Below are 25,783 nucleotides of genomic sequence, written 5' to 3'. Positions count from 1 at the left end.
AAAAGATAAGGGCTTTAGAGCCCTTTTTCTATTTCTGATGGAGGATTTTCAATTTCTTCAATGGGTAAATCTTTGTAGCACATATACCATTGAACACAATTTAAACCATCAATATTTGGGTTGTTAGCCCTTTCTAATAATTCGTCAAATGTCTTTGGGTAAGGTACAATTACAGGATCTCCAGGCATCCAGTTAGCAGGAGTATTAACCTTAAATTCATCAGTAACTTGAAGAGCATCTATTAGTCTTAATATTTCATACATATTTCTACCGTTTGTTGCTGGATAAGTAAGTATGGCTCTTATTTTTTGAGATGGGTCTATTAGAAAAACATCTCTTACAGTTTGCTCATAAATTCTATCTGGATTTACCATACCATATGTAGCCGCAATAACTGAGTCCCTGTCAGCTATTAGTGGGAAAGGAATTTTTATTCCTGTAAATTCTAGTATGTTATAAAACCATCCTAGGTGAGCTGGATTACTGTCTATACTTATACCTAACAATTGTACATTTCTTTTTACAAATTCAGGATAAAGCTGAGCAAAAGAAATAAATTCCGATGTACAAACTGGAGTAAAATCCCCAGGATGAGAGAAAAATAAAACCCATTTCCCCCTATATTGTGACATTGTAATAGGTCCTTGAGTAGTAATTGCTGTAAAATTAGGTGCAATTCTTCCTATAGTAAGACATTCTCTTTGCCTATTTAAATTATTGTTATTAATATTATCAACATTGTTATTTTTTGAAATCATGATAACCTCCTTGTTATATATCTATGGTTATTATATGATTGAAATATTGTATTGTTAATTTATAAGTAATAAAAAGAAGAAGCCACTTGTGCGACTTCTTCTTACTTACATATTATTTTTTTACATTATGAAAGTTAACACCTAATACCGGTCCAAATTGAGATGGTTTATTGTTTACAATCTTTTTTTCCTTAATTCGAGTATTTTCACTATTAATAACACTACTTAAATTTGGATTTAGAGAACCTGATTTTAAATCAGATAATCGAGACTGACCATCGTTTTTTATTTTGATTTTATTTATCTTGTTAATACTTTCAAAATTAGGAGTGTTACCATAGTTACCATTTTCGTAGTCCAAAGCAACCAGTCCTTTCAAAATAATTCTTTCATAACACTTATTTAATGTAAGCAATATTATATTAACCAATATAGAATTAAATATTCAAAAAACATCGTAAATATTTTTTTTATTGTAAAAATTAATAAAAGATTGTATAATAAAATGAATTCAAATAAGTTTATATTATTTTTTGGAGGATACATGAAAAAAAAATTAGGTTTTTTCTTATTAGTTATAATTATATTTGCTATAGGAATTAATTATTATATAAACTACTATATTGACATTTCTTTAAGACCAGTTAATTCTAATGATGATAAGAAAATTATAGTGGAAATTCCAGAAGGAAGCTCAACGAACAATATAGCAGAGATACTATTAGATAATAAATTAATTCAAAATCCTAAAATATTCAAGTATTATGCAAAAAAAACAAATTCAGATATTAAATTGAAGGCTGGAAATTATATTTTATCTAGAAATATGAGTGTGGATGAATTATTGGAGGTTCTTATAAAAGGTGGAACTACAGGAAATACTGTAGATATAACTATTATAGAAGGACTAACCATTGAAAAAACTGCACAGACAATTTCAGAGCAGCTTGGATTAAATTATGAATTAATGTTAGATTTGATGAATAATGCTGATTATTTTAGTGAGGATTATCAATTTTTGATAGATAATCCAGAAGTAAAGAGCTTACAAGGATATTTGATGCCAGAAACTTACAATGTTTATATGAAATCTGATGAAGAAACTGTGATAAGAGTTATGCTTTCTCAATTTGATGATTTTTATAAAGAAGATATTATGCCTTTGCTTTCTAATTCAAGTCTTAGCATATTAGATGTTATTAACCTGGCAAGTATAGTCGAAAAAGAAGCTGTTCTTGACGAGGAGAGAGATGTTGTCGCGGCTACATTTTTAAACCGCTTAGATGTAAACATGAAGTTACAATCGTGTGCAACAGTTAATTATGCCCGTGGTGAATGGAAGGAACGACTTACAAATGAAGATATATCCATAGATTCGCCATTCAATACTTATATAATTGAAGGCTTGCCACCTGGACCAATTAATTCACCAGGTAAAAATTCTATTTTGGCAGTATTAGATCCAGCAGATGTTGATTATTTGTTTTTCGTAGCAAAAGGAGATGGTTCACACTATTTCTCAAATAATTACGAAGATCATCTAGCTGCAAAAAATAAATATTTAAATTAAAAAGGATTACAAATGGACAATATAAATAGAGAATACATAGATGTGTATATTAATAGTTTAATTGAAAATAGAGATGAAGAATTAGAGAAATTTAGGTTAGAGTGTGTTGAAAGACAATTGCCTATAATTCACAAAGAAGTTGGACAGTTTATAAAGCTTATAATTAATCAGATAAATGCCAAAAATATAATTGAAGTTGGTACTAATGTAGGATACTCTTCAATATTTATGAGTCATGTCATGAATAATGAAGGTAGAATAGTAACATTAGAAAGAAGTGAAAAGTTTTATAAAGAAGCAATTGAAAATATCAAGAAATATAATTTAGATAAAAATATAGAAGTTTTTTATGGAGATGCTGTTGAAATTTTAGATAATATTAATATTGATGGATTTTTTGATTTAGCTTTTATAGACGCAGCAAAGAGTTATTATACTACATTTTTTGATAAATGTTCTAAAATGATGAAATCAGGTGGAATAATAATTTCTGATAATGTATTGTATCAAGGAATGATTGCAACTGATGATTTGGTTGTTAGAAGGAAAAAAACATTGGTAAGGAATATGAGAGAATATCTAGATTATATTTCACATGACGATAGATATATAACGTCAATTTTACCATTAGGAGATGGGTTAGCAGTTACATTAATAAAATAAAATTTAAGGAGATATAAATGTTACCTAAATTATTAGCACCTGCTGGAAGTATGGATAAGTTAATTATGGCAGTAGAGTATGGTGCAGATGAAATATATTTTGCAGGAAAATCACTTGGTTTGAGAGCAGGAAGTAAAAATTTTACTAACAAAGGATTAGAAGAAGGCATAGAATATTGTCATAAACATGGTAGAAAATCAAATATTACCGTTAATATAGTTCCTCACAATGATGATTTGAAGGGTTTTGAGGAATATATTAAATATTTGTATAAAATAGGGGCAGATGCACTTATAGTTGCAGATCCTGGTTCTATAGAAATTGTTAAACAAACAATTCCAGATATGAAAATTCACCTAAGTACTCAAGCAAATACTACAAATTATTATACTGCAAATTTTTGGCATAAGCAGGGAGTTAATCGTATAGTATTAGCTAGAGAGCTTTCTTTTGCAGAGATAGGAGAAATAATAAAAAATTCTCCTGATGATTTAGAATTTGAAGCATTTATACATGGTGCAATGTGTATATCTTATTCAGGTAGATGTTTGCTAAGTAGTTTTATGACAGGTAGATACTCTAATAAGGGAGATTGTGCACAGCCTTGCAGATGGAAATACAATTTAGTTGAAGAAAAAAGACCTGGTGAGTATTATCCAATTGAAGAAAATGATGAAGGAACATTTATTTTCAATTCTAAGGATATGTGTTTAGTTGAACATATGCAAAAATTTGTAGATCTTGGGGTAAAAGCAGTAAAAATTGAAGGAAGAATGAAAAGTGAATATTATACTGCAATTGCAGTTAGGTCATATAGAAATGCATTGGATGAGATATTGAAACCTGAAAGTGAAAGAAATACAAAATACTGGAAAGAAGAATTGGAAAAAGCTTCACATAGAGATTTCACTTATGGATTTTATTTTGGTAATCCGTATAAGGATGGACAATTATATACATCGAGCAGTTATATTCGTTCATATGATGTTGTTGGTATAATAAAATCATATGATAAAGCAAATGGCATAGCTTGGGTAGAACAAAGAAATAAATTTAATGAAGGTGATGTACTGGAATGCTTCGGTCCGAAGGGAATGCATTTTGATGTTGTTGCAATGGATATGAAAGATGAGAAAGGTAAAAAAATAGATTCTGCACCACACGCTCAACAAATTGTTCAAATGAAAATACCACAAGAAGTAAATCCTCTTTATATTTTAAGAAAAAAAATAGAAAACTAAGAAAATATATTTTAATCAAAAAAATAAAAGTATTCAACATCTATAAAAAATTGAATACTTTTATTTTTTGTTTTATGTACTTATTTACCAACATTGGCAACGAGAGCATCATACAGTTTATTTAATGCTTTTTTTTCTATTCTTGAAACGTAAGATCTTGAAATACCTAAAAGTTTCGCTATTTCTCTCTGTGTTTTATGCTCATTATTTCTAATTCCATATCTAAGTTCAATTATTGTTTTTTCTCTTTTTTGAAGAGTTTTATCGAGAATTTCATCAAGTGCTTTTATTTTTTGCTCTCTATCAATTCTAGATACAATTTCTTCACCTTCGTATTTTATTATGTCTATTAGATAAATGTTGTTTCCTTCTTTATCAGTTCCTAGTGGTCCTTGTAATGAAATTTCTTTTTTTAGTTTTTTATCGCTTCTTATTGTCATAAGAACTTCATTATCAATGCATTTAGCAGCATATGTAGCAAGTCTTATTCCTTTGTTGTTATCAAATGTTGAAACAGCTTTAATTAACCCGATAGTACCTATTGAAATTAGGTCCTCTTGATCTATGCTCACAGTTTTATATTTTTTTATAACATGAGCAACTAATCTAAGATTTCTTTCAATAAGCATGTTTCTAGCTTCAATATCTCCTTCTTTAGATTTTTCTATAAGTTCAAGTTCTTCATCTTTATTTAATGGTTGTGGAAAGGAACTACCACTTGTGATATAACCAAAGATGAAAATTGAGAATGGAAATATTAATTGCAATGCATTCTCTATCAAAAAAACACCCCCATAGTACTTAATATTATATGCAGACATTTAGAAATTGTGTATGTACACTTTATTAAATTTTGTTGATATTCAAAGGTTTGTACAGATTTAATTTTGAACTTTATAATTGCTTTTGGGGAAATAAATATGAAGCTAAAATGCAGCAAATGCTACATTTTAGTTTCATTAGCTAATTAATTTTCATCTATTTGCATGTCATTCATATCATTTAACTGCTCCATGCAATTCATTCGTTTCATATATTCGTATAATTGTTTACAATTCATTTGTGTACCAGGCATTGGATAATTTGGCATATTACCTTCTGGCATCCCAGGCATCGTTGGGTAAGTTGGCATATTATTTTCTGGCATACGAGGCTTCATTGGGTATGTTCTGTTGTTGTTTGGCATTCCAGGCATTGTACCAGGCATTCCAGGCATTGTACCAGGCATTCCAGGCATATCTGGATATGTTGGCATGTTCATATTTGGCATATTGTTCGTGGGCATGCTAGGTAATGCAGGCATATCACCATTAGGCATAGACATATTACTTTTAGTAGGAATATAGCTATCTGGAATAAATGGCATAGATGATGGGTATCCTGTATTGTCCATGCAAGCCATTCCCATTACAGGCATTGGAATATTTCCATAATAAGGTGGCATGTTATTAGGATTCATGTAATCTTTCATATTGTAAAATCCTTGTGAATAATTCATATATAATATCCTCCAAATTTCTTTTTTTAAATTTCTTACAATTAATATACGTAGCAAAATGATAATAGTGAATTAAAATTAAAATGTTTCTTTACTATTTTAAGTACATGAATTAAAATATAGTTGTACATATAGCTTTGCTATTTGAATATTTAACTGTATTATGTAATTGATTACTATATGGAAAAAGGAGGTAAATAATGCATTTAACAAATTTACATACACATACAAAATATTGTGATGGTAAATATTCAGCTGAAGATATGATTATAGCAGCAATAAATAATAATATGCAGTCAATAGGGATATCTACACATGGACCGTTACCATTTGCGTCAGATTGGAATATACAAAAGATGGAAGTCGATAATTATATTGATGAAATAATAAACCTTAAACAAAAATATAATGGTACTATTGAAGTTTATTTAGGAATGGAACTAGATTATTTACCAGGTATTGGATTTGATGAATATACTTTAGATTTGATTAAGAGACTTGATTATTATATTGGATCTGTTCATTTTCTTGCTAAATTTAATAATGGAGTAATGTGGACAGTAGATTATAATTTAGATGAATTAATGAAAGGTATAGATGAGAGTTTTAATGGAAATATAAGGATTGCCGTTGAGACCTACTATGATTATATTGGGGAGATGGCTTTAGAATATAAACCACATATTATAGGGCATTTTGATTTATTTAAAAAAAACAATATTAATAATATTTTGTTTGATGAAAATGAAAAGTGGTATATAGACGCAGTTGAAAAATGTTTAAGTATAATAGCAAAGACTCCTTGTATAGTAGAAATAAATACAGGAGGAATTGCTAGAGGGTATACAAATGAACAATATCCCTCAACTTTTATTCTTAAAATGATAAAAGAAAAAGATATTCCTGTTATAATAAACTCAGATGCTCATTCAACTGATGGAATTAATTGCAAATTTGAAGATATTTATAAGTTAGTTTATGATTTAGGTTTTGAAAAAATTTCTTACCTATCAGAAAATGGATGGAAAAATCAAATAATAAAAATAGTATAATTTAATAGTGCAGAAAATCGAAGATCTGCTTTCTGCACATTGAAATAATTTTGTTAAAAGTCACTACCTTTTTCAATAACTTCTTTAATTTTATTCATTATATTTTCATAGCTTCCGGATGAGTGTGGAACAAGACATTTTGAGCAATCCTTTATGCCTGCATTTTTAATAAAGTTTCCGCCACAATCTCCTTTTAGCATATATAAAGGACAATAGCAAAATAAACAATTAAAATTTTCAATGTCATTTGTTTTATGGCATGGAAAGTATTCGCATTCTTTGTTTTGAAAAAACTTAAAGTGTTCTGTATTCATTTAGTACTCCTTTAAAGTCAAAATTAACTTTTATTTTTTTATAAATTATAACATATTAATATAAAAAAGTAAAATTATATGGTATAATGATATGATATATTGATAAATTTTATAAATAATAAGGTGAGCACTCTATGCGAGCCTCGATATAAAACCAATTAATAATTAATTTATGAGGAGATGTGATTATGATTAATATATTATTAGTAACACATGGTGAGTTTGGGAAGGAATTGCTGAAAAGTTCTGAAATAATAATAGGAAATTTAGAAGATGCAGAAACTATATCCTTTAATTTAGGTGAAAGTTATGATCAACTTTCAAAAGAAGTAGAGGAAACTATAGATAGGTTGACAAAGAATGATGAATTAATTGTATTCACTGATATGTATGGGGGAAGTCCTTTTAATGCTGTTTGCAAATCCATGAAAAATAGAGATTTTTATCATATAACAGGAATTAACTTTCCTTTGTTTATTGATATAGCAGTTAATAGGAGTTCATATAGCATGTCAGAAATTGCTGAAAAAATAATAAAAAATGGAAAGAAAAGTATAGTATTTGTAAATGAAAAATTTACAACGGATTAACGGAGGACTAATGAAAAACATTGTATTGACGAGGATTGATGATAGATTATTACATGGTCAAGTAATCGTATCATGGATACCATTTTTAAATATAGATGAAATTATTATAGTTGATAATGAATATGCAGGTGATGATTTTATGTCAAGTTTAATAAAAGAAGCATCACCTGATCATCTTAATGTAAATGTGTTAACTATAGAAGAAACAAAAGAATTTTTGGAATCAGGGGATAATAAATCAAGGGTTTTGATTTTAAGTCGATATATAGAAAATATTGCAAAATTGATACAATTAGATATCAAAATAAATAAGGTTAACATAGGTGGGCTAGGATTTCATAATGGACGTAAAAAATTTGTGAATGCTATTCATTTGAGCGATTCAGAAATTGATTTATTGAAAAATATCTCAGCTAATGGAATTGAAGTTGAAGTTCAAATGCTTCCAAAAGATAAAATAATAAAAATATAATGAAGAGGATTTTTTAATGACTACTTTGAATTTTTTGCTGCTAAGTATATTATATTTTTGGGGTAGCAGTACTGCTTTATCTATGGGAATTGGATATTATACTTTATATAGGCCAATAATATCGGGAATGATAACAGGATTGATTTTAGGAGATGTAAAGCTTGGAATTTTAGCTGGTAGTGTAGTAAATATAATGTATATAGATTTTATTTCTACAGGAGGTTCACTTAAAGGTGACCAATGTCTAACTGCAATTATAGCAGCTTCTGTTTCTATAATTTTTAAAATATCTTCAATAGAGAGCGCTGCTATTGCATATCCATTTGGGTATTTGGGCATATTTATTTGGAAATACAGGTTATCTATAAATACTATTTTTGTTAACAAATATGAAGAAAAATTCAATAATAAACTTAATCCTAGCATTGCCTTATTTGATGGGTTGTATCCTCAAATTCTATTATATGTAATGAGTACAGTAGTGATTCTTATTTCTTTTTTAGCAGTTTTTACATTTAGGAATTTGATTATTAAAGAGAATATAGAGTATTGGTTGTATTTGTTTGGAATATTTTTGTTAAATATATCTATCATAAATGTATTGTTGAAATTAAAAAATAAATATAGTTTAGTTTTATATGCATCAACCTTAGGGTTGGTTTTAGCCTTTAAGGCAAGTTCTTTTTTAATGACTTTGTTTGTAATAATTATAGTAATTAGTTTATCATATAAAGATGTTTTTCTGTCAATTACATCTAAATTAGAGAAGCATGATAATAGAATTTTAAATAAAAGAGATTTATTTTATTCATGGTTTATTTGGATGAACTTTTCACACGCTTGCTATAATTATGAAAGACTGCAAGGCATGGCATATGCTCATAGCATGAAAAATATAATAAAGAAGCTATATAAAGATAATTCGGAGATAGTATCTACAATAAATAAATATACTGAGTTTTTTAACACTGAGCCAAATATAGGTACACCTATACATGGTTATATAATTTATTTAGAAGAAGAAAAATCATTGGGAAATAAAACTATAGAAATATCTTATATTAAAAAGGGAATGATGGGAATTGCTGCTGGTTTAGGAGATTCCTTTACACAAGTTGTTTTATCTCCACTCTTTATTTCTATTTCGTTAATGCTGAGTCTAGATAATGAATTTTTTGTAGCTATGGTTCCAATTGTGTTACTTGGTATCATTATTATTTATATATCGTATACTGGGTGGATGAGTGGTTATTATAATGGTAGGCAAAGTTTAATAAATAGGATAAACCTAGTTAAGAAAAGTAAGGTTAAGTTGAAATTTCCTTTAATTTTTGGAAGTATGCTTGGCGTTATAACAGCAAAACTAATAGAGTTGAATTACCGTGTTATAAGTAATAACTCGTTTGATATTATTGCTGTTTTAGTGATTTCAATAATATTTATTATTGCCGAAAAGATAAAACAAAAGAAAAATTTGAGGTGAATAATTAATGAAAAGAAGAATTGGTGTTATGGGAGGTACTTTTGATCCCATACATTATGGACATTTAATTATTGCAAATGAAGTATTAGATAAATACAATATGGAAAAAATAATTTTTGTACCAGCAGGAAAACCACCTCATAAAAAGGTTACTGGTGCTTGTGCATTGGATAGATTTTTAATGACAAATATAGCTACATTATCAAATAATAAATTTATTGTGTCTGATATTGAAATTAAATCTCTAGAAAAGAGTTATACCATAAATACTATAAGAAAATTAATAAATGAATATGATAATACTGAATTTTATTTTATAACTGGAACGGATGCGATAGTGGAATTGCCTAATTGGCATGAGACTGAAAATCTACTAAAAATGTGTAAATTTATAGGAGTAAGCAGATCAGGTTATAGTACATTGGATATAGAGTTTAAAATCAATGAAATTATGAATCGTTACAATGGTCAAATTGAACTTTTACAAGTACCTATGCTAGAAATTTCATCTACAGATATCAGGGAAAGAATCAACCTAGGAAGGTCTATAAAATATTTATTGCCAGAAATAGTAGAGAAATTTATTATAAAAAATAATTTATATTTGGAGTAAAAGTTTATTATGAATATTGAAGAGATGAAAGTTGAACTTGAAAAATCAGTAGGAACTAAATTATTTGGACACTGTGTTAGAACAATGGAAGAAGCAGTAAAGCTTGCGAAGAATTACAATGTAGATGTAGAAAAAGCAAAATTAGCCGGACTCTTGCACGACTGTGGTAAATTGTGGGATAAGCAAACTGATAATTTAAAGCATGCAAAAGTTGGAGCTGAATTAGCAAAGAAGTCATATTCTATTCAAGATGTTGACATATTGAATGCCATAAGGTATCATACTACAGGTAGAGAGGCAATGAGCTTATTAGAAAAGATAATATATATAGCTGATAAGATAGAGCCAAATAGAAATTTCGCAGGTGTTGAAGAAATTCGAGAGTTAGCATATAATAATATTAATGAAGCAATAATAAAATCTTTAATTAGCACAATTTCTTTTGTAAAACAAAGAAATTTAGAGCTTGACTCAGAATCTTTGAAAACACTAAATTATTTAAATAAGAGGAGGTAAGGTATTGAATTTAGACCATAAAAATATTGAAGTAATTTTGAAAGCATGCGATAACAAAAAAGCATATAATTTTGTAGTTCTTGATGTTTCAAAAATCAGTTCTATAACTGATTATTTTATAATATGTAGCGCTAATAATGAAAGGCAAACAGCTGCAATAGCAGATGAAGTAATAGAAAAACTACATGAAGAAGGCATTAAAATCTATCACAAAGAGGGATTTGAAACAGGTAGATGGATTTTACTAGAAACCGATAACATTATTGTTCATATTTTTCATAGAGATGAAAGAGAAACTTATGATATTGAATCTTTGTGGTTTGATAACAACTCTTTAGATGTTGAACAATATGGTATAAAAAATTGGAAATAATAAAAGGAGGCAATATGTCAAATCAAGTTCTTTTTACTAAAAATGCACCTGCTGCACTAGGTCCTTATTCACAAGGAATTAAAGCGGGAAATACATTATATGTTTCAGGTCAACTACCAATTGACCCACAAAATGGAGAGCTATATAAAGGTAGCGACATTAAAGAAGAAACTAAAATATCTTTAAATAATGTTAAAGCAATTTTAGAAGCAGGTGGAGCAACTCTTAATGACGTTGTAAAATGCACAGTATACATTAAAAATATGGATCAATTTGGTTTAATAAATGAAATGTATTCAGAATTTTTCACAGAAAATAAACCAGCTAGAGTATGTGTTGAGGTTGCAAGACTTCCAAAAGATGCTAATGTTGAAATAGATGCAATAGCAGTTATCTAGATATAATAATAGCAAATTTTAATTATATTAAAATTAAAATTTGCTATTTTATTAGTTGAAACTTTATTGTAAGTTTCTACCTTTTAAGTATATTGCATATAATTCAACAATAATTATAACTGCAATCAATATAACTACAGTAGTAATTATTGATGGATATTGTCCATCAAATCCATTTACAGATGTATGTTTGATATATATACCCATGTATGCCCATATTATAACAAGACCGTATGCTATATCCTTAAATTTAATAATTGTTAAGGCGCTAAGTATAACCCCAACTATTAATATAATTATAGTCCATGTAACATCTGATATTTCAAATCCATTCCAGCCTATGCTAACAAGGAAAGTTGTTATATTTGCAATTGTTGCAATGGTAATCCAACCAAAATAAACACTGAAAGGTAGTTTTATAAAAAGTTGTTCTCTAAAGGTAAGCTTATATTTGCTAATTTCTGTGACAATCATTATTAAACATATTAGAATAATTATCATTACAACTACAGATAATGCGATAAAATCGTAGTGCCATAAAAAAACCCACATAGAGTTTGCAATAGAAGAAATTGAAAAAATAACACCTATTTTTTCTAACAAATCTGTTTTTATATGTCTGTCGTTTCCTTGGAATAACCCCAGCTGATACAGAGTATAGCATGCTAACATGAAATAAATAAGTCCCCAAATAGCAAAAGTTATGCCTGCTGGTGAAAATAAATTTTCATAAGCTGCAGAAACTTCTCCTGTTGTTACTCCATTAATCGGCAAAATATTAGCCAACGCATTTACCGCTATCATAATTAAAAATGTAATAGTTGTAAGAATTTTGATCCATGTACTCATATTATTAATTGACATTTCAAATCCCCCTCTTCAAATTTTATAATATAAAATAATACGAATTTAAAAGATATTTTTGATCATATTTAATAGCTAATTTAAATAGATATTTTTTAATATTTGCTATAGAAATTCTTTCGTTTTCGTAATTGTCTATTTTTTTAAAAAAATCATTTTTCTCTTTTTCGGTTGTGCAATTTTTAAAATATCCCCATATATGTTGTGCAGCATTTATAGTATTTCCAACAGAAACCTCAATGATAAAAGAATCTTCTATTAAATTGTAAAATTCTAAAACAGGATAATCGGTTTTTTGTTTAAGTATCTTTCTTATTTCTAAGTAATTTTGTGAAGAATGTTCCAATACATTATATTTATATTTAGCCCATTCTAACTCAAGCTTCTTAATATTTTTATCACTTTCAGTGCAATTGATACATTTTACAGCAGATAGATTTTTATCCTTAACTTCAAGCATAATATCAATAGACTTATTATTTAGATTGTTGTAAAAATCAATAAATTCATTTATTTTAATAGTATTAGAATGAGAACCAGCTTTTTTAAAAGGTTTTTGTTGCGAGTAATGTATTTTTTGATGTCCATCTTTTGATTTCCAAGTTTTGTTACATTGCTCAATCCAATAAAAATCACTTTTTTTTTCGAAACTAGGATTTATATTATTATGTAGATTATCATAGATAACGGGTATATCTAAAACTTTAGATATAGCTAGTACATCACAAATATTATATGATTTATCATCATTTTCTATGACAAGTCTTTTCTTTATATTATCATATAACTTGTCATAATTTTGAATAAATCTTTTTATAGCTTCTTTTTTGTTGTTATATACACCGCCTATATGTAATACTATTTTATGGTCTTCCTCTAAGTCTAGGCTATCCAAAACTTTATTATGATAATTTAAATCTTCAATAGCTTTGGCTACGATATCTTCATTAGGTGAGTTTAATACAGTGTACTGGCCAGGATGCATTGAAACTCTCATATTACTTTCTTTAATTTTTTTACCTATAGACTTGAATTTTGAAGAAAATACATCCCACCAATTAATATCATTGACTGGGCTAGAACCGAATGGTATTAAATCAGAACTAATTCTGAAAAGCATGATCTTGTTTTTTATATTATAATCAATTATATTTTCTAAAGAATTTAAATTATGAGATATAATTTCTAATAATCTTTCCTTACTTGCATTTTTCATAATACAACTCTTATAATTAGTATTATTTACACCAATTGTTAAGCACGCGTATCCTATACTCATTTTTACCTCTCTATATTTGATTTATAATACAATTAAATTATATTGTATTTATTTCCTATATTAACCTTTTCTATTCATAAATGCAATCTTATTGTAATATATTGCAAATATTCATACAACGAGTATTCTTATAAAAAGAAAAGATCCAATTTAAAGTGTCATAAAACCTAGTAAATTGGATCTTTATTTTTATATTATGTTTTAAAATAAATTATATGTCTGCACGGAACCTTTTTCTTCTTTTTCTTTTGTTGATTTTAATTCTTATATTATTGTAAGTTCTTATAACTATTAAAATCAAAATAATGAAGGCCAATATCATAACAAAATTGAAAATTCCAAATTTCTTTTTAGGTGAATCTAATAGCGTACTTTGAACAGATATAGGAGTTATTAGATTAACACTTCCTATAGTTTTACCATCAATAGAAAATTCTAATTTACCAACAATATCATTTTTTTTAATTGGCAAAGTAATATTGTTGATTATAACATTTGATTTTATATCTTTTGTAGAATTTTTCTTAACTAGAGTGCTAAAATCGCTTTCAGTAATAGCAGATATTGTTTTACTATCGCCATTTTCTATTTGAAGATTTTGGATAAATGTATTTTTGGATACAAGTTTAGTACTTTTGTAGTCGCTAAATCCATAATTAAATAAATTGTGGGCATCTTCGTACATTTCAAGTGAAACACCATTCATTGCAACTACAATTAGATTAGTACCGTTTTTTTCGACATATGAAACTAAACAGTTTCCCGCCTCAGGAGTATATCCAGTTTTAACTCCTATAGTACCATCATATAATGGGCTAACCCATCTACCATCAATATGTATTTGACTTGATGTAGAACAATATAACATTTTGTTTAAATTTGTAAAATATCTTGTTTCAGTTTTTTTATTGGTTGGTTGTATTTCATATTTTTTCGTACCTACTATAGTTCGAAATGTTTCATTTTGCATAGCGTATTTTGTAATTATTGCTAGGTCAGTGGCTGTTGTGTAATGATTTTCATCATGTAAACCATGTGGGTTAGCAAAATGTGTATTCAATGCACCGAGTTCTTTGGCTTTGTTGTTCATTAGCTTTGCAAATTCTTCCGTACTTCCACCATAGTGTTTTGCAATTACAGCGGCAGCATCATTTGCTGAGGGAAGCATCAAGGCATATAATAAATCTTTTAATGTTAATATTTCTCCTGGTTCAAGAGCAATATGGCTACCTATAATTTCGAAAGGTGTTTTTTCATCAACAGTTATTACATCTGATAAATTTCCCATTTCTATGGCAAGAATTGCTGTCATAATTTTTGTAGTACTTGCTGGATACATTTTCTTATTAGCATCTTTTCCTGCTAAAATAGTTCCCGTATCAGCATCTATAAGTACTGCAGAACGACATAATATGGAGGGTTGTGCATTTGCTTCATTTAGGTTCAATAAAATCATAGAAAACACTATGAAACAAAATAGAAATTTTTTAATCATATGTTACTCCTTAAAATTAGTACAGCTTAAAGTATATCAGAAAATATAAAAAAAGTAATTAAAAATTTTGTTTTTTTTGCAAAATACTGTATAATATAGTTAAATACAAAAAAATATGTAAAAATAAAATGGAGGATTTTATGAACAACGGCATTTATAAAAAGGGACTTGCGGTTGTTTTAACCATTACCATTATAATATTGACTGCAATAGGGGTTAAACTATCAAGCAAAGAGAAGGAAATCAATGATATTATTTATTATGATCCAGAAGGAGTAGAGGAAGCAGAAAAAGTGATATTCAATGATGATGTAGATACAAAAAAAAAGAAGGATATAATTGTTGTTGATATTGATGGTGCAGTGGAAAATCCAGGAGTATATGAATTTTCCGAAGGTGATAGGGTAAATGTTGCTATAAAAAGGGCAGGTGGATTATTAGATACAGCATATACAAAAAAATTAAACAAAGCTAGGTTGCTAGTTGATGGAGAAAAAATATATATTTTAGAAGAAAGTGAAATTAATTCTGATGTTGTAATAACAGATGATTCAATATATAATACAGAAGAGATGGGAAATAAAATCAACATAAATACTGCTTCAAAAGAAATGCTTATGAGTTTAGATGGAATTGGAGAAGTTTATTCTCAAAGAATAATTGAATATAGAGATAAAATAAAATTTACATCAATTGAAGATATTGAAAAAATTAAAGGTATTGGCGAAAAGACTTTTAACAGTATAAAAGATAAAATAACAGTTGATTAACAGGAGGAGACAATGAGTTTAAAAGAAATAAAACTAACACAAATGACAAAGTCGGCAGGCTGAGCTGCTAAAATTGGTCCTGAGACCCTTGCTCAAGTTTTGAGTAAGCTTCCAAAATTTAAAAATGATAAATTAATAGTTGGATTAGAAACATCTGACGATGCTTGTGTATATAAAATTAATGAAGAAATTGCAATGATACAAACTGTTGACTTTTTTACACCTGTAGTAGATGATCCATATATTTTTGGTCAAATAGCCGCTGCAAATTCATTAAGTGATATTTATGCTATGGGTGGAGAACCAGCTTTAGCATTAAACATAATAGGCTTTCCAAATTGCTTGAGTCCTGATGTAATGGCTGAGATTCTTAAAGGTGGAGCTTCTAAAGTAATGGAGGCAGGAGCTACACTAGCAGGAGGACATTCTATAGAGGATGATGAACCTAAATATGGATTATGTGTAACTGGTTTTATTCATCCCGATAAAATATTTAAAAATTATGGAGCTAAGCCTGGAGATGTTTTAATTTTAACAAAACCAATAGGAACTGGAATCATAAATACTGCAATAAAAGCAGATATGGCTACTAAAGAAATAGCAGATGAAGCTGTCAAGGTAATGATAACTTTAAACAAAAAATCAAAGCAAGTTTTTGAAAAATATCCAATAAGCAGTTGTACAGATATAACTGGATTTGGTCTTATAGGTCATTCAATAGAAATGGCTGAAAGCAGCGATGTAACTTTTGAATTGAAAATAAATAATATTCCATTGATTAAAGATGTTATAGAATATGCTGAAATGGGTCTTGTACCTGCAGGGTCATATAATAATAGAAAATATTTTGAAGGAAAATCATCTTTTGAAAATACTAAAGAAGTTTATTTAGATTTATTATTTGATCCTCAAACATCAGGTGGTCTTTTGGTTTCTGTGGCTGAATGCTATGCAGAAGAAATATTGAGTGAGCTGAAAAAAAATAATGAGACACAATTTTCTATGATAGGAAAAGTTATAGAAAAGCAAGATAAATTCATTAAGGTGGTATGAAATAAGAATTTAAAATACTTGGTGTGATTTTATTCAAGGAGACTGGAATGGAAAAAAGTAATTATTATAGAAATATACCTAAAGTAGATATAATTATAGAAGATGAAACAATAAAAAATCTATCAGAAAAATACAATAGGGATTATGTTTTGCAATCAGTTAGAAAAGTAACGGATGAGTTGAGATTATTTATAAAAAACTCAAATAGTGAGGATGATATTAAAAGCAAGATAAAAAATATTGCTTCAGACATAGTTAATGATGTAAATAAGTATGCTGTACCTAATATGAAAAGGGTTATAAATGCAACAGGTACTATTCTTCATACAAATTTAGGAAGAGCTGTAATATCAGATGAAGCAGCCAAAAAAGTAAAAAAACTAGTTACAGGTTACACTAATTTAGAATATGATTTAGAAGAGGGAAAGAGGGGTTCAAGATACTCTCATTTTGAAGAAATTATAACAAAGATAACAGGTGCAGAATCAGCAATTGCAGTTAACAATAATGCAGCAGCAGTTTTGTTAATACTAAGTACATTTGCAAAAAACAAAGAAGTAATAGTGTCGAGAGGGGAATTAGTTGAAATAGGTGGTTCGTTTCGAGTTCCAGATGTGATGTCGCAGAGCGGTGGTAAACTAATAGAAGTTGGAACTACTAATAAAACACACCTGTTTGATTATGAAAATAATATAAGCGAAGAAACGGCGGTTTTGTTAAAAGTACATACTAGCAATTACAGGATAGTAGGTTTTACAGAAACAGTACAGCTTAATGAATTAGTTGAACTTGGTAAAAAATATAATGTTCCTGTGATAGAGGATATAGGAAGTGGAGTACTGGTTGATTTAAGTAAATATGGGTTGTCTTATGAGCCTACAGTTCAAGATTCCATTAAAGCAGGAGTTGATATTGTTTGTTTTAGTGGTGATAAGCTCTTAGGTGGACCGCAAGCAGGTATTATAGTTGGAAAAAAATCAATGATTGATAAAATAAAAAAGAACCCACTTACTAGAGCATTAAGGATAGATAAGTTTACTGCTATTGCATTAGAATGTGTATTTCATGAATATATTAATGAAAATAATGCAATTAACAACGTACCTGTATTAAAAATGATAAATAAAAGTATTGAAGAAATTTCATTGGAATCAGAAAAATTATATAGTAAATTAAATTCAATTATTGGTCATTTATGCGAATTGAATATTGAGGATTGTGAATCTCAAATAGGTGGAGGTTCTCTACCAACTGAGATTTTAAAAAGTAAGTGTATTACAATTAAGTCAAATACTATAACAACTGTTGCTTTGGAAAAATCTTTAAGGCTTGCTACAAAACCTATTGTAGGAAGAATTGTTAATGAAAAATTACTTCTTGATTTAAGGACTGTTTTTATTGACGAAATAGAAGATGTTGTTGAAACATTTAAAGAAGTATTTGAATGTTTGTAAGAAAGGATAACGTATGAAGAATATAATAATAGGTACAGCAGGACATATAGACCATGGTAAAACAACTTTAATAAAAGCTCTCACAGGCAGAGAAACTGATAGATGGGAAGAGGAAAAAAGAAGAGGAATAACTATAGATTTAGGTTTTACGTATTTTGATCTTCCTGATGGTAATAAGGCAGGTATAATTGATGTTCCTGGACATGAAAAATTTATAAAAAATATGCTAGCTGGTGTAATTGGAATGGATTTAGTACTTTTAGTCATAGCAGCTGATGAAGGAATTATGCCACAAACAGATGAACATATTAATATTTTAAATTTATTGGGAATTAAAAAGGGTATTGTTGTATTGACTAAATATGATTTAGTTGATGAAGAATGGTTAGAATTAGTAAAAGAAGATATAAAGGAAGATTTGAAGGATACATTTTTAGAAAGTGCTCCAATGATAGAGTTTTCATCTGTAACTAAATATGGCATAGATAATCTTGTGGAAGCAATTGTTAAATCAACTGAAACAGATGTAGAAGAGAGAGATATTAGCACAATACCTAGATTGCCTATAGATAGATCTTTTTCAATATCTGGGTTTGGAACAGTTATAACAGGAACTCTTATATCTGGCGTTTTAAAAAAAGGTGAAGAGGTTGAAATTTTTCCAGTTAATAAAATAAGTAAAATAAGAAATATACAAGTTCACTCAAAAGATGAGGATTATGCTTATGCAGGACAAAGAACTGCAATAAATTTATCAAATGTTAAAAAGAATGAAATTTACAGGGGATGTGTAATTGCACCCGTAAATTCTATGAGAAACACAATGATGCTTGATGTTAGAATTAATTTATTAAAAAAGTCAAGGCGGATTGTAGAAAATAGGTCGCGACTTCATTTGTATACGGGTACAAGTGAAATACTATGTAGGGTAGTTCTTCTTGATAGGGATGAACTTTCTCCTGGGGAAAGTTGTTATGCACAGCTGAGACTTGAAGAAGAAATTGCTGTTAGAAGAGGAGATAAGTTTATAATTAGATTTTACTCTCCAATGGAAACCATAGGTGGAGGAGAAATAATTGAACCAGTTCCTACTAAGAAGAAGAGATTTGATGAAAATTTAATAGAAGAATTGAAAGTCAAGGAAAAAGGATCTAATACAGATGTTATTGAAAAAATAATCAAAGAAAATTCTAAAATAATTCCATCTATTTTAGAACTTGCTAAAATAACAGCGCTTTCCGAAGAAGAAATTAGAAAAAATATGGAAATACTTGAAGAACAAGATAAAATAACAGTTTTCAGATTGAAAAATGATATATATACCTACCATAAAGATTATGAAAGAGATTTCGAAAATAAATTAGATAAATATTTGTTTGTGTTTCATGAAGAGAATAAATATAGAAAAGGTGTAAAAAAAGCAGAAATAAAAAGTAGGTTTTTTTCTAAAATAAAACAGCCAGTTTTTGATTCTCTCATACAATCTTTAGTAGATAAAGCTATAATAAAATCAGAGGGAGAGTTTGTTTCATTGTCATATTTTAAAATAAATTATGATGATAACTATATAAATGCTGAACAAAAAGTACTTGACGTTTTAAATAGCGTAAATTTTGATTTTAAAAAACCAGATGAATTGATTAGCATGTCATTTAAAAACATTAAAGTAGAAGATTTGTTATCTTTAATGATGAGTGATAAAAAAATAATAAAAATTAATGATGAATGCATAACTTCACATGAAGTATATCAAAATGCAAAGAGTATTTTAGTCAGTTTTATAAAAGAAAATGGTAAAATAACAGCAGCAGAATATAGAGATTTGCTTAGTACCAATAGAAAAAATGCAATTATTTTACTAGAACATTTCGACTTATTGAGAGTTACAAAAAGAAGTGGTAATGATAGAGTATTATTTTAATTTTTAAAACTAAACGCTATTAATATTTCTCTTGACAATGCTTTCATTTAAGGTTAATATTAGTAAAAAGTTTAATTTTTGTAACAAACAATTCTAAGGAGCTTAATAAATGAAGGTATTGATAGTTGATGATGAGCTTTTATTAATAAAAGGACTTAAATATAGCTTAGAACAAGATAGTTATGAAGTTGATTCAGCCCTTGATGGTAATGAAGCTTTGAGAAAAATCACTGCGGTAGAGTTTGATTTAATTATACTTGACCTAATACTTCCGGATATAGATGGACTAGAAGTATGCCAGAAAATAAGAGAAAAATCGAATGTACCAATATTAATTTTGACAGCTAAAGATGAAGACATGAATAAAATTTTAGGGCTAGAGTATGGTGCAGATGATTATATGACTAAGCCTTTTAACATTTTAGAACTAAAGGCAAGAATGAAAGCAATATTACGAAGGACTAAAATGAGCAACCAAAAACCTAGCGATCAAACAATCGAAGTAGATGACTTTATTATTAATGCTTTAGGTAGGAAAGTGAGCGTACATGGGCAAGAAATCAATTTAACAGCCAAAGAGTTTGATTTACTTTTATTACTTGCTACTAATCCGGGAAAAGTGTTCTCAAGAGAAGAACTCCTTGAAGTTATATGGGGATATGAGTATTTTGGAGATTTAAGAACTGTAGATGTACACGTAAGACGCCTGAGAGAAAAAATAGAAAGTAAAACTGATAATTATGAATACATCCTTACAAAATGGGGTGTAGGATATTATTTTAGAAATGGGCATTAAATATTTATAAGTAGTACATGCATATGATTGAAATTTATAAATTCAAAATTAAAAAATATTCTAAAATTATTGTAAAAATACAAAAATATATTGACAAATCTCTTTAAGTGTGTTATTTTCTTACGTAAGAGTAATATAAAGGCGGGAGAATAATAATGATTGACATAAATTACAAAGAAATTAAATTAAAAAGTAAAGTTAATAAATATTATAAATGCATATATATGAATTATAGAATAGCTGTTTACACTAATTAAAGTGTATACGGCTATTTTTTTGCATATGCATATAATTTATAAATATGATTAATAAATGGAGGACAATATGAAAGGTAAAATAATACTTGAAAATGGAATGACTTTTGAAGGTGAATGCTTTGGAAAAATATCGGATACAGTTGGTGAAGTGGTTTTTAATACGGGAATGACTGGATATCAAGAAATATTGACAGACCCATCTTATTTTGGTCAAATTGTTACAATGACATATCCTTTGATAGGAAATTATGGTATAAATCTAGATGATTCTCAATCAAATACCCCTAAAGTAAAGGGTTTTATTGTTAGGGAAAAATGTAGAGAACCAAATAATTTTAGATGTGAAATTGATCTAGATTCATACTTAGAACAAAATAATATAATGGGTATAGAAGGAGTTGATACTAGACAGTTAACTAAAATCATAAGGGATTCAGGTACTATGAAATGTATATTGACAACAAATGAAATCAGTAAGGAAAATTTATCAATGTATTTTGATAGTTTTAATAATGTTAATGCAGTTGAAAAGGTAACTGCAAGAGAAATCAGTGAAATCGGAAGTGGAGATATACATATAGGAGTTCTTGATTTTGGAATAAAAGATAATATAATAAAATCTTTTTTAAATAAAGGCTGTAAATTGACCATTTTTCCAGCAAAAACTAAAGCTTTGGAGATATTAAAATATAATGTAGATGGAATATTTCTTTCAAATGGACCTGGAGATCCATTAGATTTACCAGATGTTATAGAAAATGTAGAAATTTTAATAAATAAAATGCCTGTTTCGGGTATATGCTTAGGTTTGCAAATTATAGCATTAGCATTAGGTGCAAAAACAACCAAAATGAAATTTGGACACAGGGGTTGCAACCATCCTGTTAAAAATTTAATAACAGGAAAAGTTACTATTACATCTCAAAACCATGGATATATGATTAAAAGTGATAGCTTAACTGCGGATACGGTAATAACTCATATAAACATTAACGATGGAACTATTGAGGGTATCAAACACAAATGTTTACCTGTAATGGGTGTTCAGTATCATCCAGAGGCATGTCCTGGTCCACACGATTCGAATTACATATTTGATGATTTTATAAATTTGTATAAAGGAGTAAAATAGAATGGCTTTAGATAAAAACATAAAAAAAGTATTAGTTATTGGTTCAGGCCCAATTGTTATAGGGCAGGCTGCGGAATTTGATTATTCTGGAACACAAGCATGCCGAGCTCTTATGGAAGAAGGAATTGAAACTATTTTAATAAATTCGAATCCGGCTACAATTATGACAGATGCTCAAATAGCAGATAAGGTGTATATAGAACCTTTAACAGTAGAATTTATTGAAAAAATAATAAATAAAGAACGTCCTGATAGTATTTTAGCTGGAATGGGTGGTCAAACTGGACTTAATTTGACCGTAGAATTACATGATAAAGGAATTTTAGATAAATACAATGTTAATGTAATAGGAACTTCAGTAGAATCTATAAAAATTGGCGAAGATAGAGAATTGTTTAAAGAAATGATGAATAAGATTAAAGAACCAATCGTTGATTCTGAAATTGTAATAGATTTAGAAACTGGCAAAGAGGTTGCTTCTAGAATTGGGTATCCCATTATAATTAGACCTGCATATACATTAGGTGGAACTGGTGGAGGTATAGCAAACAATGAAGAAGAACTTATTGAAATATTGTCAGCTGGCCTGCAGCTTAGTATGAATGGACAAGTTCTTATTGAAAAAAGTATAAAAGGTTGGAAAGAAATCGAATATGAAGTTATGCGAGATAAAATTGGTACATGTATAACCATATGTAACATGGAAAATTTTGACCCGGTTGGAGTACATACAGGTGATAGTATAGTTGTCGCTCCTTCTCAAACATTATCAGATGTAGAATATCAGATGCTTAGAACTTCTTCAATAAAAATAATAGATGCAATTGGCATAGAAGGTGGGTGTAATGTTCAGCTTGCATTAAATCCAAATAATTTTGAGTATGCAATTATAGAAATAAACCCAAGGGTAAGTCGTTCTTCGGCACTTGCTTCAAAGGCAACAGGCTATCCAATAGCAAAAGTTGCAACTAAAATTGCTTTAGGATATAATCTTGATGAAATTGAAAATTCAGTTACACAAAAAACATCAGCTGCATTTGAACCTACTTTAGATTATGTTGTTCTGAAAATTCCAAAATGGCCATTCGATAAATTTTACAATGCAAAAAGAAGCCTTGGAACAAAAATGATGGCAACTGGAGAAGTTATGGCAATTGGAAATAATTTTGAATCAGCTCTTTTAAAAGCTATACGCTCACTTGAAATAAATCAATTTACTTTATGGAGCAAGAAAGCTTCAACGAAAAGCATGGTTGAATTAAAGGCAAGAATACAAACTCCCGATGATGAAAGGTTGTTTTATCTAGCTGAACTTATTAGAAGAGGTTACAAAATAGATAAAATATCTGAACTTACAGGAATAGATAAATTCTTCCTTTGTAAATTATTTAATATAGTTGAAGAAGAAGAACTTTTGAGAAAAGCATGTATTAATGATTTAGATGCTAAGTGGTTAAAAACACTAAAGAAAATGGGATTTTCTGATAAGGGAATTGCAAATCTTATGAACTTAAACCCAAATGATGTATATAATTTGAGGTTGTTATATAATATTAAAGCAGTTTATAAGATGGTTGATACTTGTGGTGGTGAGTTTGAAGCAAAATCACCATATTATTATTCTACATATGACGATTATGATGAAGTACATATTAATGATAAAAAGAAAATACTTGTAATTGGTTCTGGACCAATAAGGATTGGTCAAGGTGTTGAATTTGATTATTGTTCCGTTCACAGTATACTTGCATTGCAAAAATGTGATGTAGAAACTATTATAGTGAATAATAATCCTGAAACAGTAAGTACGGATTTTGATATTGCAGATAAACTTTATTTTGAACCATTAACAGAAGAAGATGTATTGAATATAGTTGAAAAAGAAAAACCAAATGGTGTAATATTGCAATTTGGCGGTCAAACAGCAATTAAGCTTGCTAATTTTTTTAAGGAAAAAAACATACCTATATTAGGTACCGACCCAGAACAAATAGATATTGCAGAAGATAGAGAAAAATTTGATGCAATATTAGAATCTCTTAATATAAAAAGGCCAAATGGTAAAACTGTTATGAACATAGAAGAAGGTATTAAAGTTGCTGATAAAATTGGTTATCCTGTTCTTGTTAGACCATCATATGTATTAGGCGGTCAAGGTATGGAAATAACATACGCAAAAGAGGATTTAGTTAATTATCTATCAAATGCATTTGAAAGGGATACTAAAAACCCTGTTCTTATTGATAAATATCTTGTTGGTCGCGAAATAGAAGTTGATGCAATTTGTGATGGAGAGGATATATTAATTCCTGGTATTATGGAGCACTTAGAAAGTGCAGGTATACATTCAGGTGATAGTATATCCATATATCCACCTATAAATTTAAGCGATAAAGTAAAAAAGAAATTAACTGAAATTACAAAGAAAATTGCTAAAGAGCTAAAGACTATTGGTATGGTAAATATTCAATTTATTGAATTTCAGGGTGAACTATATATAATTGAAGTTAATCCTAGATCAAGTAGAACAGTTCCTTACATAAGTAAGGTAACCAAAATTCCTATGATTGAACTTGCAACAAAAGTAATGCTGGGAGATAAATTAAAAAATATTGGCTACGGAACAGGTCTTTATAAAGAAACAGATTATACGGCAGTGAAGGTTCCCGTATTTTCCACTCAAAAACTCGATGGAGTAGAAGTGAGTTTAGGACCTGAAATGAAATCAACTGGCGAAGTTTTGGGAATTGGTAAAAACTATGTTGAAGCTATGTATAAAGGTTTTATTGCAGCTGGAGTAGAAATACCGAAAAAAAGCAAGAAAATATTGGCTACTATAAGGGATAGGGATAAAGAAAACTTTAAGGATATTGCGTTAAACTTAGATAAGTTAGGTTATAAATTTGTAGCGACAGAAAAAACAAAAAATTATTTAGAAAGTATAGGAATAAATTCCCTAGCTGTTAATAAGGTCAATGAATCAAAACCTAATATAATTGATTTAATAAAGAGTGGAGAAATAGGACTGGTTATTGATATACCAACAAAGGCAAATGATTCAAACACAGATGGTTTTAAAATAAGAAGAACATCCGTAGAGTCATCAGTCAACATTCTAACGTCTTTAGATACGGTTTCTGCTCTTACAGAAGTTATCGTGGCAGGAATGTCTGCAAATGACGTGGATGTATACAATATTTCCAAGTAAATGGGTAAATTTG

26 protein-coding genes are annotated in these 25,783 nt (G+C 28.6%); 18 read left to right on the top strand and 8 right to left on the bottom strand.

The annotated features are described in order from the left end of the window. Positions 1–14: 14 nt before the first annotated feature. Together J2Z76_RS04140 and J2Z76_RS04135 are read right to left on the bottom strand one after the other, a co-directional pair. A complete protein-coding gene (locus J2Z76_RS04140; protein ID WP_209510741.1) occupies positions 15–758 on the bottom strand; it encodes a peroxiredoxin in 744 nt (247 codons plus the stop codon). Between the two features lie 112 nt (positions 759–870). Further along, a complete protein-coding gene (locus J2Z76_RS04135; protein ID WP_209510740.1) occupies positions 871–1,137 on the bottom strand; it encodes a hypothetical protein in 267 nt (88 codons plus the stop codon). A gap of 165 nt (positions 1,138–1,302) precedes the next feature. Between J2Z76_RS04135 and mltG the strand changes: the two genes are divergently transcribed. The 3 genes from mltG to J2Z76_RS04120 are packed head-to-tail and all read left to right on the top strand — an operon-like array spanning position 1,303 to position 4,232. Next, a complete protein-coding gene (gene mltG, locus J2Z76_RS04130; RefSeq protein ID WP_209510739.1) occupies positions 1,303–2,328 on the top strand; it encodes an endolytic transglycosylase MltG in 1,026 nt (341 codons plus the stop codon). Between the two features lie 12 nt (positions 2,329–2,340). Further along, entirely contained in the window at positions 2,341–2,991 is a 651-nt protein-coding gene (locus tag J2Z76_RS04125; protein WP_209510738.1) for an O-methyltransferase, read from the top strand. Between the two features lie 17 nt (positions 2,992–3,008). Continuing rightward, on the top strand, positions 3,009–4,232 hold the full coding sequence (locus J2Z76_RS04120) for a peptidase U32 family protein (RefSeq protein ID WP_209510737.1): 1,224 nt from the start codon (positions 3,009–3,011) through the stop codon (positions 4,230–4,232). 80 nt (positions 4,233–4,312) lie between these two features. Here the strand turns inward: J2Z76_RS04120 and sigK are convergent, their stop codons facing one another. Further along, positions 4,313–5,014: an RNA polymerase sporulation sigma factor SigK gene (gene sigK, locus J2Z76_RS04115; RefSeq protein WP_245210315.1), complete on the bottom strand. Its 702-nt coding sequence runs from the start codon at positions 5,012–5,014 to the stop codon at positions 4,313–4,315. Positions 5,015–5,199: 185 nt separating this feature from the next. Continuing rightward, positions 5,200–5,730 carry a hypothetical protein gene (locus J2Z76_RS04110; protein WP_209510735.1) on the bottom strand — a complete coding sequence of 177 codons (531 nt, stop codon included), beginning with the start codon at positions 5,728–5,730 and terminating at the stop codon, positions 5,200–5,202. A 200-nt stretch (positions 5,731–5,930) separates the two neighbouring features. Between J2Z76_RS04110 and J2Z76_RS04105 the strand changes: the two genes are divergently transcribed. Continuing rightward, a complete protein-coding gene (locus J2Z76_RS04105) occupies positions 5,931–6,782 on the top strand; it encodes a histidinol-phosphatase (RefSeq protein ID WP_209510734.1) in 852 nt (283 codons plus the stop codon). A 53-nt stretch (positions 6,783–6,835) separates the two neighbouring features. Here the strand turns inward: J2Z76_RS04105 and J2Z76_RS04100 are convergent, their stop codons facing one another. Beyond that, positions 6,836–7,096 carry a cysteine-rich small domain-containing protein gene (locus tag J2Z76_RS04100; RefSeq protein ID WP_209510733.1) on the bottom strand — a complete coding sequence of 87 codons (261 nt, stop codon included), beginning with the start codon at positions 7,094–7,096 and terminating at the stop codon, positions 6,836–6,838. A gap of 188 nt (positions 7,097–7,284) precedes the next feature. Here J2Z76_RS04100 and J2Z76_RS04095 point away from each other — a divergent pair, with 188 nt between their 5' ends. The 7 genes from J2Z76_RS04095 to J2Z76_RS04065 are packed head-to-tail and all read left to right on the top strand — an operon-like array spanning position 7,285 to position 11,541. Beyond that, complete coding sequence (locus tag J2Z76_RS04095) at positions 7,285–7,686, top strand: PTS sugar transporter subunit IIA (protein WP_209510732.1); 402 nt, start codon at positions 7,285–7,287, stop codon at positions 7,684–7,686. Positions 7,687–7,696: 10 nt separating this feature from the next. Further along, positions 7,697–8,158: a PTS sugar transporter subunit IIB gene (locus J2Z76_RS04090; RefSeq protein WP_209510731.1), complete on the top strand. Its 462-nt coding sequence runs from the start codon at positions 7,697–7,699 to the stop codon at positions 8,156–8,158. 16 nt (positions 8,159–8,174) lie between these two features. Further along, entirely contained in the window at positions 8,175–9,641 is a 1,467-nt protein-coding gene (locus J2Z76_RS04085) for a PTS system mannose/fructose/sorbose family transporter subunit IID (protein WP_209510730.1), read from the top strand. A 7-nt stretch (positions 9,642–9,648) separates the two neighbouring features. Continuing rightward, a complete protein-coding gene (gene nadD / locus J2Z76_RS04080; protein ID WP_209510729.1) occupies positions 9,649–10,254 on the top strand; it encodes a nicotinate-nucleotide adenylyltransferase in 606 nt (201 codons plus the stop codon). Between the two features lie 9 nt (positions 10,255–10,263). Then, on the top strand, positions 10,264–10,770 hold the full coding sequence (yqeK, locus tag J2Z76_RS04075) for a bis(5'-nucleosyl)-tetraphosphatase (symmetrical) YqeK (protein ID WP_209510728.1): 507 nt from the start codon (positions 10,264–10,266) through the stop codon (positions 10,768–10,770). Between the two features lie 4 nt (positions 10,771–10,774). Next, on the top strand, positions 10,775–11,143 hold the full coding sequence (gene rsfS, locus J2Z76_RS04070) for a ribosome silencing factor (protein WP_209510727.1): 369 nt from the start codon (positions 10,775–10,777) through the stop codon (positions 11,141–11,143). 14 nt (positions 11,144–11,157) lie between these two features. Continuing rightward, a complete protein-coding gene (locus tag J2Z76_RS04065; RefSeq protein WP_209510726.1) occupies positions 11,158–11,541 on the top strand; it encodes a RidA family protein in 384 nt (127 codons plus the stop codon). A gap of 63 nt (positions 11,542–11,604) precedes the next feature. Here the strand turns inward: J2Z76_RS04065 and J2Z76_RS04060 are convergent, their stop codons facing one another. From J2Z76_RS04060 to J2Z76_RS04050, 3 genes are all read right to left on the bottom strand, one after another. Further along, the gene (locus tag J2Z76_RS04060) at positions 11,605–12,405 is read right to left on the bottom strand and encodes a tryptophan-rich sensory protein (protein ID WP_209510725.1); all 801 of its coding nucleotides are present in this window, start codon (positions 12,403–12,405) and stop codon (positions 11,605–11,607) included. Positions 12,406–12,427: 22 nt separating this feature from the next. Beyond that, positions 12,428–13,684: a UV DNA damage repair endonuclease UvsE gene (uvsE, locus tag J2Z76_RS04055; protein ID WP_209510724.1), complete on the bottom strand. Its 1,257-nt coding sequence runs from the start codon at positions 13,682–13,684 to the stop codon at positions 12,428–12,430. 211 nt (positions 13,685–13,895) lie between these two features. Beyond that, positions 13,896–15,179 carry a D-alanyl-D-alanine carboxypeptidase family protein gene (locus J2Z76_RS04050; RefSeq protein ID WP_209510723.1) on the bottom strand — a complete coding sequence of 428 codons (1,284 nt, stop codon included), beginning with the start codon at positions 15,177–15,179 and terminating at the stop codon, positions 13,896–13,898. 140 nt (positions 15,180–15,319) lie between these two features. Between J2Z76_RS04050 and J2Z76_RS04045 the strand changes: the two genes are divergently transcribed. From J2Z76_RS04045 to carB, 7 genes are all read left to right on the top strand, one after another. Continuing rightward, positions 15,320–15,949 (top strand): ComEA family DNA-binding protein, encoded by a 630-nt coding sequence (locus J2Z76_RS04045; RefSeq protein ID WP_209510722.1) that lies wholly within the window; start codon positions 15,320–15,322, stop codon positions 15,947–15,949. Positions 15,950–15,961: 12 nt separating this feature from the next. Next, a complete protein-coding gene (selD, locus tag J2Z76_RS04040) occupies positions 15,962–17,002 on the top strand; it encodes a selenide, water dikinase SelD (protein ID WP_209510721.1) in 1,041 nt (346 codons plus the stop codon). A 47-nt stretch (positions 17,003–17,049) separates the two neighbouring features. After that, positions 17,050–18,456, top strand: coding sequence for an L-seryl-tRNA(Sec) selenium transferase (gene selA / locus J2Z76_RS04035; RefSeq protein WP_209510720.1), 1,407 nt, complete (start codon positions 17,050–17,052; stop codon positions 18,454–18,456). Between the two features lie 13 nt (positions 18,457–18,469). After that, entirely contained in the window at positions 18,470–20,377 is a 1,908-nt protein-coding gene (gene selB, locus J2Z76_RS04030; protein ID WP_209510719.1) for a selenocysteine-specific translation elongation factor, read from the top strand. Between the two features lie 109 nt (positions 20,378–20,486). After that, positions 20,487–21,173 carry a response regulator transcription factor gene (locus J2Z76_RS04025; protein WP_209510718.1) on the top strand — a complete coding sequence of 229 codons (687 nt, stop codon included), beginning with the start codon at positions 20,487–20,489 and terminating at the stop codon, positions 21,171–21,173. A 324-nt stretch (positions 21,174–21,497) separates the two neighbouring features. After that, positions 21,498–22,562: a glutamine-hydrolyzing carbamoyl-phosphate synthase small subunit gene (gene carA, locus J2Z76_RS04020; protein WP_209510717.1), complete on the top strand. Its 1,065-nt coding sequence runs from the start codon at positions 21,498–21,500 to the stop codon at positions 22,560–22,562. 1 nt (position 22,563) lies between these two features. Beyond that, positions 22,564–25,770, top strand: coding sequence for a carbamoyl-phosphate synthase large subunit (gene carB / locus J2Z76_RS04015; protein ID WP_209510716.1), 3,207 nt, complete (start codon positions 22,564–22,566; stop codon positions 25,768–25,770). The last annotated feature ends 13 nt before the right edge of the window (positions 25,771–25,783 follow it).

This window comes from Sedimentibacter acidaminivorans, from assembly GCF_017873955.1.
Classification (GTDB): Bacteria; Bacillota; Clostridia; order Tissierellales; family Sedimentibacteraceae; genus Sedimentibacter; species Sedimentibacter acidaminivorans.
The sequence above is the reverse complement of the archived record's forward strand: the minus strand, read 5'-3'. Positions and strand labels throughout refer to the sequence as shown.